The sequence below is a fragment of the Acidovorax sp. M14 genome, assembly GCF_049331375.1.
Classification (GTDB): Bacteria; Pseudomonadota; Gammaproteobacteria; order Burkholderiales; family Burkholderiaceae_C; genus Acidovorax.
The window spans coordinates 2,586,636-2,601,294 of sequence record NZ_CP186263.1; the positions used below are offsets into that span (position 1 = coordinate 2,586,636).

The 14,659-nt window shown below is 63.9% G+C and carries 9 protein-coding genes; 4 read left to right on the forward strand and 5 right to left on the reverse strand.

Annotation, left to right across the window (positions count from 1 at the left end; translation table 11 throughout):
- Nucleotides 1–34: 34 nt before the first annotated feature.
- The 5 genes from ACOYR4_RS11880 to aceE all read right to left on the reverse strand — a co-directional run bounded on the left by ACOYR4_RS11880 (nt 35) and on the right by aceE (nt 8,216).
- A complete protein-coding gene (locus ACOYR4_RS11880; RefSeq protein WP_209819583.1) occupies nt 35–1,456 on the reverse strand; it encodes an aspartate kinase in 1,422 nt (473 codons plus the stop codon).
- Nucleotides 1,457–1,674: 218 nt separating this feature from the next.
- Nucleotides 1,675–1,884, reverse strand: a complete 210-nt coding sequence (locus ACOYR4_RS11885) for a DUF3079 domain-containing protein (protein WP_422846748.1) — start codon at nt 1,882–1,884, stop codon at nt 1,675–1,677.
- A gap of 48 nt (nt 1,885–1,932) precedes the next feature.
- Nucleotides 1,933–3,783, reverse strand: a complete 1,851-nt coding sequence (lpdA, locus tag ACOYR4_RS11890; RefSeq protein WP_422846749.1) for a dihydrolipoyl dehydrogenase — start codon at nt 3,781–3,783, stop codon at nt 1,933–1,935.
- Between the two features lie 19 nt (nt 3,784–3,802).
- Nucleotides 3,803–5,488 carry a dihydrolipoyllysine-residue acetyltransferase gene (aceF, locus tag ACOYR4_RS11895; RefSeq protein ID WP_422846750.1) on the reverse strand — a complete coding sequence of 562 codons (1,686 nt, stop codon included), beginning with the start codon at nt 5,486–5,488 and terminating at the stop codon, nt 3,803–3,805.
- 19 nt (nt 5,489–5,507) lie between these two features.
- The gene (gene aceE, locus ACOYR4_RS11900; RefSeq protein WP_060984580.1) at nt 5,508–8,216 is read right to left on the reverse strand and encodes a pyruvate dehydrogenase (acetyl-transferring), homodimeric type; all 2,709 of its coding nucleotides are present in this window, start codon (nt 8,214–8,216) and stop codon (nt 5,508–5,510) included.
- A 167-nt stretch (nt 8,217–8,383) separates the two neighbouring features.
- On the opposite strand from aceE, the gene ACOYR4_RS11905 reads away from it, so the two are divergent.
- The 4 genes from ACOYR4_RS11905 (at nt 8,384) to ACOYR4_RS11920 (ending at nt 14,610) form a co-directional block, all read left to right on the forward strand.
- The gene (locus tag ACOYR4_RS11905) at nt 8,384–10,945 is read left to right on the forward strand and encodes a PAS domain S-box protein (RefSeq protein ID WP_043565349.1); all 2,562 of its coding nucleotides are present in this window, start codon (nt 8,384–8,386) and stop codon (nt 10,943–10,945) included.
- Nucleotides 10,942–11,568 (forward strand): response regulator transcription factor, encoded by a 627-nt coding sequence (locus ACOYR4_RS11910; protein ID WP_015013997.1) that lies wholly within the window; start codon nt 10,942–10,944, stop codon nt 11,566–11,568. The genes ACOYR4_RS11905 and ACOYR4_RS11910 overlap by 4 nt, the downstream gene beginning before the upstream one ends.
- A gap of 72 nt (nt 11,569–11,640) precedes the next feature.
- On the forward strand, nt 11,641–12,495 hold the full coding sequence (gene folD / locus ACOYR4_RS11915; protein WP_422846751.1) for a bifunctional methylenetetrahydrofolate dehydrogenase/methenyltetrahydrofolate cyclohydrolase FolD: 855 nt from the start codon (nt 11,641–11,643) through the stop codon (nt 12,493–12,495).
- A 69-nt stretch (nt 12,496–12,564) separates the two neighbouring features.
- Entirely contained in the window at nt 12,565–14,610 is a 2,046-nt protein-coding gene (locus tag ACOYR4_RS11920; RefSeq protein ID WP_422846752.1) for a M3 family metallopeptidase, read from the forward strand.
- The last annotated feature ends 49 nt before the right edge of the window (nt 14,611–14,659 follow it).

Genomic DNA, 14,659 nt, shown 5'->3' on the forward strand with positions numbered 1-14,659 from the left:
AAGCAATGCGGCAGGCACACCCACCGCCATCCCATCACACGCGAGGAACCGGGGTCCCCGAGTTCACGCACAGCGCCATGTTCAGCGCCTTGATCGCGGTCTTGTAGTCCTCACGTTCGATCACGAACTGCATGTTCACCTGGCGCAGGGTCTGGGACACACAGTTCACGTTGACACGCGCATCGGCCAGCGCCTGCGCGGCCTTGGCCAGCACGCCAGGGATGCCAATGTTGGAGCCAATGGTGCACACGATGGCGCTGGGCTTGATCGTCACGACCTGGTAGTCCTTCTGCAGCTCGGCCACCAGCTCGGGCGTGACCTGGTTGTCCCACACCAGATGGGCGATGGAGTTGGCGTTGGTGGCCTTCAGGATGTAGCTCACATCGTGCTTGCAAAACACGTTCATCAGGCCCGCATCAAAGCCCACGGTACCCACCATGCTGGGGTCGTGGATCTCGATCAGCGTGACCTTGTCGGTGCCCGTGACGATCTCCACGCGCGCGCGCTCGCCCACAAAATCCTTGGTGATGAGCGTGCCAGGGTGGTCGGGCTCAAAGGTGTTCTTCAGGCGGATCGGGATGCCGGCCAGTTCCATCGGCTTCGCAGCCTTGGGGTGGATGGCTTCCATGCCCACGTCAGCCAGCTGGTCGGCCACGTCGTAATTGGTGGCGCCCACCACGATGGCGTTTTCCAGGCCGACCAAATTGGGGTCGGCGGACGAGAGGTGGAATTCCTTGTGGATCACAGCCTCGGCGGGGCGCACTTCCACGGCGATCTTGCTGAAGGTGACCTCGGAGTAGCCCCGGTCAAACTCGCGCATGATGCCTTCGGTGCCCTTGGTGTAGCCGGTGGCCACCACCACCTTGTCGCTCAGATCCAGGCCCTTGAAGCTGTTGGCAATGCGCTCGTCAATGGTCCAGGCTTCGTTGTCGTCAAAACCGGCTAGGTCCATCAGCAGTGCATTGACGCCATTGGCCTTGAGGATCTCGACAGAGTTGAACGCGCTGTGCGACTCGCCAATCGAGGCCAGCACTTCGCGCGCCGCGAGCAACACGTCCTTGCGGCTGAGATAGCCGCTGGCCAGCACGTGCTGCATGGCGTTCAGATATTCACGCGCCTGGGCAATGCGCTGGTCAATAAAGGCATCGGCCACATCCAGTGGCAGGCCCAGGTCGGCATAGCCGGCGTTGAGTTTTTTCAGGCTGGCAGCCAGTTGGGTCAGCGCGTCCTGGTAGCCCTTGCCTTCGGCAAACAGGGCATAGATGCCGCGCTCACCCGTCTTCTTGTGCTCCAGCAGCTGGTTCGTCACGCCCGAGTAGGCGGACACCACGTAGATTCGGCCGTTAATGCGCTTGGGGTCGTGCAGCACGATATGGCGCAGCACATCGCCGAAGGCGGTCATGGAGGTACCGCCGATCTTCTCGACAGAGATCTTGGAGTTTTGAACGTCTTGCATGGACAGGCTCAGGGGAGCAAAAAGGTTGGAAAGCTGGACGGATGCTCTGCCAAGGGGCTCAGCGGCAGGAAACCCTCTATTTTCCACGACTTTTACCGGGGTACTTTGACGCAGGCGATCTTGATAAAGGAGCCGTCAGCGCTCGAATAGCGTGGACCTGCGAAGCAGGCGCACGCCCCAGGCGCCGATCCATCACCAGACTGGGGACGTGGCGGCGTTCAGGAGAGTGGCTCGGGGGGCGCTGCGGCGGCCTCTTCGGCGCACAGGCCCCATTGGTCCCAGTCCTCGCCAAACAGCTCTGCAGGGTGCTGGGTGCGGTCAGAGCCATTGCCGCAGCGCATGGCATTGGCTGGGCAGTAACAATCGCACCCCCAGCACACCCGCTCCGGATGGGCGGGGGCTTGGGGGAACCTTTTGGCTGCTGCCATGGCGGCGCTCAGGCGGTTGCGACTGCTGCCTTCGCTCGGATCGTCAGATCACTTCTTCTGCGGCGGCACATCCGTGCAGCTGCCATGCGCAATCTCCGCCGCCATACCGATGCTTTCGCCCAGCGTGGGGTGCGGGTGGATGGTTTTACCGATGTCTACAGCGTCTGCACCCATCTCAATGGCCAGGGCGATCTCACCGATCATGTCGCCCGCGTGGGTGCCGACCATGCCGCCGCCCAGGATCTTGCCGTGGCCGTGGGCCTCTGGCGAGTCGTCGAACAGGAGCTTGGTCACGCCCTCGTCGCGGCCGTTGGCGATGGCGCGGCCGGAGGCCGTCCAGGGGAACAGGCCCTTCTTGACCTTGATGCCTTGGGCCTTGGCCTGGTCTTCGGTGAGGCCCACCCAGGCCACTTCGGGGTCGGTGTAGGCCACGCTCGGGATCACGCGGGCGTTGAAGGCAGCGCTTGCCAGCTCCTTGTTGCCCTGCAGTTCGCCAGCAATGACTTCAGCCGCCACATGCGCCTCGTGCACCGCCTTGTGCGCCAGCATGGGCTGGCCCACGATGTCGCCGATGGCGAAGATGTGCGGCACGTTGGTGCGCATCTGGATGTCGACGTTGATGAAACCACGGTCTGTGACGGCGACGCCCGCCTTCTCGGCCGCGATCTTCTTGCCGTTGGGCGTGCGGCCCACGGCCTGCAGCACCAGGTCGTACACCTGCGGCTCGGGGGCAGTGCCACCCTCCTCTACGGGCGCAAACGTGACCTTGATGCCTTCGGGGGTGGCTTCGGCGCCGACGGTTTTCGTCTTCAACATGATGTTGTCGAAGCGCTTGGCGTTCATCTTCTGCCAGATTTTGACGAGATCGCGGTCAGCGCCCTGCATCAGGCCGTCCATCATTTCCACCACGTCCAGGCGTGCGCCCAGCGTGCTGTAGACGGTGCCCATTTCCAGGCCGATGATGCCGCCGCCCAAGATGAGCATGCGCTTGGGGACTTCCTTGAGCGCCAGGGCGCCGGTGGAATCGACCACGCGCGGGTCGTTGGGCATGAAGGGCAGGCGCACGGCCTGGCTGCCGGCGGCGATGATAGCTTTCTTGAAGGCGATGACCTTCTTGGTGCCCGTCTTCTCCTGGCCGGTGCCGGTGGTTTCTTCCACTTCGAGATGGTTGGCGCCGACAAAAGCACCGTAGCCACGCACGGTGGTCACCTTGCGCATCTTGGCCATGGCGGCCAGGCCGCCGGTGAGTTTGCCGATGACCTTTTCCTTGTGGCCGCGCAGCTTGTCGATGTTGACGGCCGGTACACCAAAGTCCACGCCCAAGTCGGCCATGTGGCTGACTTCGTCCATGACTGCTGCCACGTGTAGCAGTGCCTTGGACGGGATGCAGCCCACGTTCAGGCACACGCCGCCCAGGGTGGCGTAGCGCTCGACGATGACGACCTTGAGGCCCAGGTCGGCCGCGCGGAAGGCGGCGCTGTAGCCGCCGGGGCCGCCGCCGAGGACGAGCACGTCACAGTCCAGATCGGCCGAGCCAGCAAAGCTAGAAGCTACTGGATTGATAGCTGCTTGCACTTGCTGGACAAGCACCGGGGCCTGTTTTTGCTCAGAAACTGCGGGCGCTGGGGCGGCCGCAGGTGCTGGGGCTGCCGCACCTGCGCCCTGCACTTCCAGCGTCAGCACCACCGAGCCTTCAGCGACCTTGTCGCCGAGCTTCACTTTCAGTTCCTTCACCACCCCAGCATGGCTGGAGGGGATCTCCATGGAGGCCTTGTCGGACTCCACCGTGATCAGGCTCTGCTCGGCCTTGATGGTGTCGCCGGGTTGGACCAGCACTTCGATGATGGCCACTTCGGCGAAGTCGCCGATGTCGGGCACCTTGATGTCGATGATTGCCATGGTGTGTCTTGCCCTTCCGTTACATCACGATGCGGCGGAAGTCCGCCAGCAGCGAGGCAAAGTACACGTTGAAGCGTGCGGCGGCGGCGCCGTCGATCACGCGGTGGTCCCAGCTCAGGGAGAGGGGCAGCATCAGGCGCGGCGCAAACTGCTTGCCGTCCCACTTGGGCTCCAGGCTGCTCTTGCACACGCCCATGATGGCGACTTCCGGCGCGTTGATGATGGGCGTGAAGTAACGGCCACCAATGCCGCCCAGCGAGCTGATGGAGAAGCAGCCACCGGTCATGTCGGCGGGGCCCAGCTTGCCATCGCGCGCCTTCTTGGCCAGGTCACCCATCTCTTGCGAGATCTGGACGATGCCCTTCTTGTCGACGTCGCGGATGACGGGCACCACGAGGCCATTGGGCGTGTCGGCCGCAAAGCCGATGTGGAAGTAGTTCTTCATCACCAGCTGATCGCCGTCGAGCGAGCTGTTGAACTCGGGGAACTTCTTGAGTGCGGCCACGGCGGCCTTGATCATGAAGGCAAGCATGGTGACCTTGACGCCACTCTTCTCGTTCTCCTTGTTGAACTGCACGCGGAAGGCTTCGAGGTCGGTGATGTCCGCGTCGTCATGGTTGGTGACGTGCGGGATGACGACCCAGTTGCGGTGCAGGTTGGCACCGCTGATCTTCTTGATGCGCGAGAGGTCCTTGCGCTCCACCGGGCCGAACTTGGTGAAGTCCACCTTGGGCCAGGGCAGCAGGTCCAGACCCACGCCAGAGCCGCTGGACGCCGCAGCGGGCGCCTTGGCGGCCTGGGCCTTGGTCTGCACGACGCCTGCCATCACCTGCTTGGTGAAGGCAGCCACGTCGTCCTGGGTGATGCGGCCCTTGGGGCCGGTTCCCTTGACTTCGTCGATGGGCACGCCCAGCTCGCGGGCGAACTTGCGCACCGAGGGCGAGGCATGGGGCAGGCCTGCGGTGGGGGTGCCGGGCTGGTGGGCGGGAACAGGCACCGAGGCAGTGGCAGCGACAGGTGCTGCGGCGGCAGCCACAGCAGGGGTGGCCACGGGCACAGGTGCCGGTGCAGCGGCCGCAACGGGTGCGGGGGCTGCCGCCGGTGCTGCTGCGGTGGCAGCGCCTTCGAGCACAGCGACCAGATCACCGATGTTGACGGTGTCACCGATCTTGACCTTGAGCTCCTTGAGCACGCCCGCGGCGGGCGATGGGATCTCCATGGAGGCCTTGTCGGATTCGACGGTGAACAGGGATTGCTCGACCTTGATGGTGTCACCGACCTTGACCAACATCTCGATGACGGCCACGTCCTTGAAGTCGCCGATGTCGGGCACGCGCACTTCGACCGGGCCAGCAGCCGCAGGGGCCGCAGCAACAGGAGCCGGTGCTGGCGCCGCCACTGGGGCGGGCGCGGGAGCAGCTGCGGCAGGAGCCGGTGCAGCGGCCGGGGCTGCTGCAGCGCCTGCGTCAGCGGACTCCACCACAGCAATCACGGAGCCTTGCTTGACCTTGTCGCCCAGCGCAATCTTGAGTTCCTTGACCACGCCCGCATGGCTGGAGGGGATCTCCATCGATGCCTTGTCGGATTCGACGGTGATGAGCGACTGCTCGGCCTTCACGCTGTCGCCGACCTTGACCAGCAACTCGATCACGCCCACTTCGTCGAAGTCCCCGATGTCCGGGACTTGAATGTTGACCAATGCCATTGTTCTGTCTCCGTTCGTTTTATGCGTAGAGCGGGTTGATCTTGTCAGCATTGATGCCGTACTTGGCAATCGCCTCGGCCACCTTGGTGGCGGGCAGCACGCCGTCTTCGCTCAGTGCCTTGAGGGCGGCCACGACGATGTAGTGGCGGTTCACCTCGAAGTGCTCGCGCAGCTTGCTGCGGAAGTCGCTGCGGCCAAAGCCGTCGGTGCCCAGCACCTTGTAATTGCGGCCCTTGGGTACAAAGGGACGGATCTGCTCGGCATAGGCCTTCATGTAGTCGGTGGATGCGACCACAGGGCCGGTGCTGGTGCCCAGCTGCTGCGCCACGAAGGGCACGCGGGGTGTTTCCAGCGGGTGCAGCAGGTTCCAGCGGTCCACGTCCTGGCCTTCGCGGGTCAGTTCGTTGAAGCTCGGGCAGCTCCACACGTCGGCCTGCACGCCCCAGTCGGCGGCCAGCAGGGTTTGCGCGGCCAGCGATTCACGCAAGATGGTGCCCGAGCCCAGCAGCTGCACGCGCTTGTCGCCTTCGGCGCCGGGCTTGCACAGGTACATGCCCTTGATGATCTGCTCTTCGGTACCCGCCGTGAGGCCCGGCATGCTGTAGTTCTCGTTGAGCAGCGTGATGTAGTAGAAGACGTTCTCTTGCTGCTCGACCATGCGCTTGAGGCCACGGTGCATGATCACTGCGACTTCGTGGGCAAAGGTGGGGTCGTAGCTCACGCAGTTGGGGATGGTGTTGGCCAGGATGTGGCTATGACCATCTTCGTGCTGCAGACCTTCACCGTTCAGCGTGGTACGGCCCGAAGTGCCGCCCAAGAGGAAGCCACGCGCCTGCATGTCACCCGCCGCCCAGGCCAGGTCGCCAATGCGCTGGAAGCCGAACATGGAGTAGTACACGTAGAACGGCACCATGATGCGGTTGTTCGTGCTGTAGCTGGTGGCGGCAGCGATCCAGCTGGCCATACCGCCGGCTTCGTTGATGCCTTCCTGCAGGATCTGGCCGGCCTTGTCTTCCTTGTAGTACATCACCTGGTCGCGGTCAACCGGGGTGTACATCTGGCCCTTGGGGTTGTAGATGCCGATCTGGCGGAACAGGCCTTCCATGCCGAAGGTACGCGCCTCATCCACCAGGATGGGCACCACGCGGGGGCCCAGGGCCTGGTCGCGCAGCAGTTGCGTGATGAAGCGCACGTAGGCTTGCGTGGTGGAGATTTCGCGGCCTTCGGCCGTGGGCTCCAGGATGGCCTTGAAGGTGTCCAGCGCGGGCACGGTGAAGCTCTCGTCAGCCTTTACGCGGCGGTGCGGCAGGTAGCCGCCCAGGGCTTTGCGACGCTCGTGCAGGTACTGCATTTCCGGCGTGTCGTCGGCGGGCTTGTAGTACGGGATCTCGGCCAGCTGGCTGTCAGGGATCGGGATGTTGAAGCGGTCGCGAATGTATTTGATATCTTCGTCCGACAGCTTCTTGGTCTGGTGCACGGTGTTCTTGCCTTCACCGGCCTTGCCCATGCCATAGCCCTTGACGGTCTTGACCAGCAGCACGGTGGGCTGATTCTTGTGCTCGTTGGCGGCGTGGAAGGCTGCGTACACCTTGGCGGGCTCGTGGCCGCCACGGCGCAGCTCGAACACCTCTTCGTCGGTCATGTGCTCGACAAGCTTGAGGGTTTCGGGGTACTTGCCGAAGAAGTTCTTGCGGACAAAAGCGCCGTCATTGGCCTTCATGGCCTGGTAGTCGCCGTCCAGCGTTTCCATCATCAGCTGCTTGAGCTTGCCGCTCTTGTCGCGGCGCAGCAGCTCGTCCCAGCCATTGCCCCACAGCAGCTTGATCACGTTCCACCCCGCGCCACGGAACTCGCCTTCGAGTTCTTGCACGATCTTGCCATTGCCACGCACCGGGCCGTCCAGGCGCTGCAGGTTGCAGTTGATGACGAAGACCAGGTTGTCGAGGTTTTCACGCGCGGCCAGGCCGATCGCGCCCAGGGATTCGGGCTCGTCCATTTCGCCGTCGCCGCAGAACACCCAGACCTTTCGGTTTTCGGTGTTGGCGATGCCACGGGCGTGCAGGTACTTGAGGAAGCGCGCCTGATAGATGGCCATCAGCGGGCCCAGGCCCATGGACACCGTGGGGAACTGCCAGAACTCGGGCATCAGCTTGGGATGCGGGTAGCTGGACAGGCCCTTGCCATCGACTTCCTGGCGGAAGCTATCGAGTTGCTCTTCGGTCAGGCGGCCTTCGAGGTAGGCACGGGCATAGATGCCGGGGGCGCTGTGGCCCTGGATGTAAAGCAGGTCGCCGCCGTGGCCTTCGCTCTCGGCATGCCAGAAATGATTGAAACCGGCGCCAAACATGCTGGCCACCGAAGCAAACGAACCGATGTGGCCGCCCAGGTCGCCGCCATCGGCGGGGTTCAGGCGGTTGGCACGCACCACCATGGCCATGGCGTTCCAGCGCATGTAGGCGCGCAGACGCTTTTCGATGGCGATGTTGCCGGGGCAGTGGGCCTCTTTTTCAGGCTCGATGGTGTTGACGTAGCCCGTGTTCGCAGAGAACGGCAGATCGATGCTGCTCTGGCGGGCGTGTTCAAGAAGTTGTTCCAACAGGAAGTGGGCGCGCTCCGGGCCCTCCTTGTCGATGACGGCGGACAGCGCGTCCATCCATTCACGGGTCTCTTGCTGGTCGGTATCGGAACCGATGCCGAAACCGGCCTGAGGGTCGGGCTGAGCTGACATGCTTTGTCTCCTGTAGGTGTGGCAGCAATTTAGTACGTTGGCTCTAGTTTCGCATATTTTTTCGTAATTTCAAATGGTGCTTATGCATTTCATATTGCAATAATTTGCTGCAAATGCACATGACCCAGCAGACTGGGACCCCGCCAGGGCTCCTCTACACTCCACGCATGGATTCGATGCCCACCGCCCCCTCCCCCACGGCCCCGACCGTGGCTGCGCCCATTCGCTGGTGGCGCAAGTGGTGGCGCGGCTTGTCGCCCACCCGGCAAGACCGGTTTGCCGCACTGGCCCCGCTGGCGGCGGTGCTGATGTTTCTGGCGGCCATCGTGGCGGCGTTCTGGTATTTGCGCGCAGAAGAGGCCGAGCGCGAGCAAGAAGCCCTGCGGCGTGACGTGGAATACGCACAGCAGCGGGTGCGCCTGCGCCTGCTGGAACGGCAAGAGCAGCTCATGCGCATTGCACGCGACCTGTCCAACCAGGACCTCGGCAAGGCCGAGTTCATCAGCCGCGCCGAAGCGCTGATCAGCCAGTACCCGGAACTGCAGGCGATCACCTGGATTGACGACCGCCGACGTATCCGCGCGAGCCAGGCCGCCCCCACGCTGGCCAGTGGCGAGTTGCGCATTGCAGGTGAAGTGCTCAAGCCCGGCGAGACGGCCGACACCTTTGGCCTGGCGCGGGACCTGCAGCAACCGGTGTACGCCCAGCCGGCAGCCACCACGGGCGACGCCGCCCCGCTGCTGCAGTTGCAGGTGCCCCTCAACAACCAGGGCAAGTTCAGCGGCGTGGTGCTGGGTGAGTACTCCATCGACAGCCTGCTGCGCTATGGCACCCCCACCGAAGTGCTGGCGCGTTATGCAGTGACCCTGCTCGACAGCAAGAACCAGGTGCTGGCGGGCACGCCGCTGGGCCCGCGCAACAAGGCCACGCAGTTGTTACCCTGGACACCCAAGGCCAACGAGTATGAAGTGCCCGTCTCTCCCGTCGGCAACGGCCTGGTGCTGCGCGCACAGGCTTACCGCACGTCGCTCGGCGTGGTGGGCAGCGGCCTGTTCTGGCTGGTAGGTACGCTGAGCGCAATGACCGCCTGGATGCTGATCGCCACCTGGCGCCACACCCGCCGCCGCATGCAGGCGCAAGAGGCCCTGGTGGCCGAAACCAACTTCCGCCGGGCGATGGAAAACTCCATCCTCACCGGCATGCGCGCCCTCGACATGGAAGGTCGTATCAGTTACGTGAATGCCGCTTTTTGCCAGATGACAGGCTGGAGCGCGGAAGAGCTGGTGGGACTGAAGGCCCCCTTCCCCTACTGGCCTGAGGCCGACCACGAAACCCTGCAGGCCAAGCTGCGCGACGAGCTGCGGGGCAACACCATGGCGGGCGGCTTCCAGGTACGCGTCAAGCGCAAGAGCGGGACGCTGTTCGACGCACGCCTGTACGTATCCCCCTTGATCGACGCCCATGGCCAGCAAACGGGCTGGATGACGTCGATGACCGACATCACCGAGCCCAACCGCATCCGCGAACAGCTGTCGGCGTCGCACGAGCGCTTCACCATCGTGCTGGAGTCGCTGGACGCCTCGGTGTCGGTGGCTCCCCTGGGCAGCGAAGAACTGCTGTTCGCCAACAAGCTCTACCGCCAGTGGTTCGGCTCACAAACCGGGGGACATCTGCAACTGGTGGCGCAGGCCGGCGTGGTGCCGGTGGCGGGCAAGGAGCAAAGCGGCATGGACGATGAGGACGGCCTGATGGGCCTGCCCACCGACACGCTGACCAGCGCCCGCAGCGAAAACGCCGAAATCTACCTGCCCGATCTGGGCAAGTGGCTGGAAGTGCGCTCGCGCTACCTGAACTGGGTGGACGGCCGCCTGGCCCAGATGGTGATTGCCACCGACATCACTCCGCGCCGACTGGCTGAAGAGCAAGCCCAACGGCAGGCCGAGCGTGCGCAGTCGGTCAGCCGCCTCATCACCATGGGCGAAATGGCATCGAGCGTGGCGCACGAGCTGAACCAGCCGCTCACGGCCATTAACAACTACTGCAGCGGCATGGTCTCGCGCATCCAGAGCGGCCAGCTCACCGAAGAGGCCCTGCTCACGGCCTTGCAAAAGACGGCCCACCAGGCCCAGCGCGCAGGCCAGATCATCCAGCGCATCCGCTCGTTCGTGAAAAAGAGCGAGCCCAACCGCGCGCTGGCCGATGTGCACTCGATGGTCAACGAAGCCGTGGAGCTGGCCGACATCGAACTGCGCCGGCACAACGTGCGCCTGACGCACTACGTCGCCGCGCGCCTGCCGCAGGTGATGGCCGACACCATCCTGATCGAGCAGGTGCTGGTCAACCTGATGAAGAACGGCGCCGAAGCCATCCAGCACGCCGACCGCCCGGCCCCCAACCGCAGCGTGGAACTGCGTGTGGTGCCCAAGCAGATCGATGACCGCCAGGTGGTCGAGTTCTCGGTGCAGGACACCGGCAAGGGCCTGGCCCCGGAAGTGCTGGAGCGCCTGTTCGAAGCCTTCTTCTCCACCAAGCAGGAAGGCATGGGCATGGGCCTCAATTTGTGCCGCAGCATCGTCGAGTCGCACCAGGGCCGGATGCAGGCGGAGAACCTCTACAATGGCTCGGAGGTTACAGGCTGCAGGTTCTCCTTCTGGCTGCCGCTTGCCAAGCCTGCCGATGCCACTACAAATTCAGTAGCAAACGAACAAAACCCAAGGACTGTTGCATGAGCTTGATTCCGAAAAAAGGCACTGTTTACGTTGTGGACGACGACGAAGCAGTTCGCGATTCCCTGCAGTGGCTGCTGGAAGGCAAGGACTACCGGGTACGCTGCTTTGATTCGGCTGAGACCTTTCTCTCGCGCTACGACCCTCGCGAAGTGGCCTGCCTGATCGTGGACATCCGCATGGGCGGCATGACGGGCCTGGAGTTGCAGGACCGCCTGATCGAACGCAAGTCCCCCCTGCCCATCGTGTTCATCACCGGCCACGGCGACGTGCCCATGGCCGTGAACACCATGAAGAAGGGCGCGCTCGACTTCATCCAGAAGCCGTTTGACGAGGAAGAACTGGTCGGTCTGGTCGAGCGCATGCTAGACCACGCCCGCGAGAGCTTCGCAGGCTACCAGCAGGCCGCCAGCCGCGACGCTCTGCTCTCAAAGCTCACCAGCCGCGAAGCCCAAGTGCTCGAACGCATCGTCGCCGGCCGCCTGAACAAGCAGATTGCCGACGACCTGGGCATCAGCATCAAGACGGTGGAGGCGCACCGCGCCAACATCATGGAAAAGCTCAACGCCAACACTGTGGCGGACCTGCTCAAGATCGCCCTGGGACAGAACGCGCCCAAGGGCTGATCGCTCTTATTTTGATAGCTATCAGCGCATATTCCACTAGCGCCACCGGCCATTTTGACTTGTATTTCTGACATGACAGCCCAACTCATCGACGGCAACGCCCTTTCTCGCCAACTTCGCAGCGAGGTGGCGCAACGCGCTGCTGCGCTCACCGCCCGGGGCCATCAACCAGGCCTGGCAGTGATCTTGGTGGGCGAAGACCCAGCCTCGGCCGTGTATGTGCGCAACAAGGTCAAGGCCTGCGAGGACAGCGGCGTACGCTCCATCTTTGAAAAGTACGACGCTGATCTTAGCGAGGCTGCGCTGCTGGCACGCATCGAAGCCCTCAATGCCGACCCCACGGTGCACGGCATTCTGGTGCAGATGCCGTTGCCCAAACACATCGACCCGCACAAGGTCATCGAAGCCATTGCGACCTCCAAGGACGTAGACGGCTACTCCGTGTTGTCGGCTGGCGAACTCATGGCCGGGCTGGACGGCTTCCGCCCCTGCACACCCTACGGCAGCATGAAGCTTATCGAGTCCACGGGCCAATCGATCAAGGGCAAGCACGCCGTGGTCATCGGCCGTAGCAACACCGTGGGCAAGCCCATGGCCCTGCTGCTGCTGCAGGCCAACGCCACCGTCACGGTCACCCACAGTGGCACCCCCGACCTGGGCTACCACACCCGCCAGGCCGACATCGTGGTGGCTGCGGTAGGCCGTGCCAACACGCTCACGGCGGACATGGTCAAGCCTGGCGCCATCGTGATCGACGTGGGTATCAACCGCAAGGCCGACGGCAAACTGTGCGGCGATGTGGACTTTGACGGCGTCAAGGAAGTGGCGGGCTGGATCACCCCCGTCCCTGGCGGGGTTGGACCCATGACCATTACCATGCTGCTGGTGAACACCCTCGAAGCCACCGAGCGGACCGCCGCGCGCTGACAGCGCCCGGGGAAGACGCCAGCCGCTTTGCAACTTGAACCTGCGCCGCCTGGCGCCATCTAACCCCGCATGAGCAACGCCCTCCTCGACTTCTCCGACCTCCCCGCCTTTGACCGCATCACTCCGCAGGACGTCGCCCCTGCGGTCAATGTGCTGCTGGAGCGTGCCAACCAGGCCTTGGAGACCGTCACGGCGCCCGACTTTCCTGCCCGCTGGGACGCCATCGCCAAGGTGCTGGATGTAGCCACCGAACAGCTCGGACGCGCCTGGGGCGCCGTCAGCCACCTCAACAGCGTGGCGGACACCCCGGAGCTACGCGCCGCCTACAACGCCGCCCTGCCCCGCGTCACCGAGTTCTGGACACGCCTTGGCGCCGACGAACGCCTCTACGCCAAGTACAAGGCCATCGACCCAGCCACCCTGACGTCCGAGCAGTGCCAAGCCCACCGCAACGCGGTGCGCAACTTCGTGCTCAGCGGTGCCGAACTGACAGGGGCCGCCAAAGAGCGGTTCGCACAGATCCAGGAACGCCAGGCCGAGCTGAGCCAGAAGTTCAGCGAGAACGCGCTCGACGCCACCGACGCCTTTGCCTACTACGCCACCGCCGAAGAACTGGACGGTGTACCTGCCGATGTGCAGCAAGCCGCTCTGGCGGCCGCGCAGGCGGAAGGCAAGCCAGGCTACAAGCTCACCCTGAAGATGCCTTGCTACCTGCCGGTGATGCAATTTGCCACCCGCAGCGATCTGCGTGCCAAGCTGTACCGCGCCTATGTCACCCGGGCCTCGGACCAGGCCGAGGGCGATGGCCAGAAGTTCGACAACACGGCGCTGATCGCCGAAATCCTGGCCTTGCGCCGGGAAGAAGCCCATTTGCTGGGCTATACCAACTTTGGCGAAGTGTCTGTCGTGCCCAAGATGGCCCAGTCCCCCACCGAAGTCATCCAGTTCCTGCGCGACCTCGCCCGCCGCGCCCGTCCCTATGCGGAGAAGGACGTGGCCGATCTGCGCGCTTTCGCCGCAGAACACCTGGGTCTGACCGACCCGCAGCCCTGGGACTGGCCCTACATCTCCGAAAAGCTCAAGGAAGCCCGCTACGCCTTCAGCGAGCAGGAACTCAAGGCGTACTTCACAGCCCCCAAGGTGCTGGCAGGCCTGTTCAAGATCATTGAGACGCTTTTTGAGGTGTCCATCCGCCGCGACGCGGCACCGGTATGGCACCCCGCGGTGGAGTTCTATCGCATCGAGCGCAACGGCCAACTGGTGGGCCAGTTCTACCTCGATCAGCCCGCCCGCACCGGCAAACGGGGCGGCGCCTGGATGGATGACGTGCGCACGCGTTGGCAGCGCCCCGACACAGGTGTGTTGCAAACGCCCGTCGCCCACCTGGTCTGCAACTTTGCAGACGGTGTGGACGGCAAGCCGCCCCTGTTGACGCACGACGACGTGATCACGCTGTTCCACGAGTTTGGTCATGGACTGCACCACATGCTGACGCAGGTGAACGAACGCGATGTCTCCGGCATCGGCGGGGTGGAATGGGACGCCGTGGAGCTGCCCAGCCAGTTCATGGAAAACTTCTGCTGGGAATGGGATGTGCTGCGGCACATGACCGCCCACGTGGACACCGGTGAGCCGCTGCCGCGCGCGTTGTTCGACAAGATGATCGCCGCCAAGAACTTCCAGAGTGGCATGCAGACCCTGCGCCAGATCGAGTTTGCGTTGTTCGACATGCTGCTGCACACCGAGCACGACCCGGCCCAGGACTTCATGCCCCTGCTGACCCAGGTGCGGCAAGAAGTGGCTGTGCTGCAGCCGCCCGCCTTCAGCCGCACGGCCCACACCTTCAGCCACATCTTTGCAGGTGGCTATGCCGCTGGGTACTACAGCTACAAGTGGGCGGAAGTGCTCAGCGCCGACGCCTACGCCGCCTTTGAAGAAACCGCCGGCAGCGACGGCTTGCCCAGCACCGAAACGGGACGGCGCTACAGAGAGGCCATCCTGGAGGCGGGCGGCAGCCGCCCCGCCATGGAATCCTTCAAAGCCTTCCGTGGACGGGAACCCAGCCTGGATGCCCTGCTGCGCCACCAGGGGATGGCAGAAGAGCCGACTGCCTGAGGCTTAGACCGAACAAACCGCAGACTGCCCCACAACAAACACAGCCCAC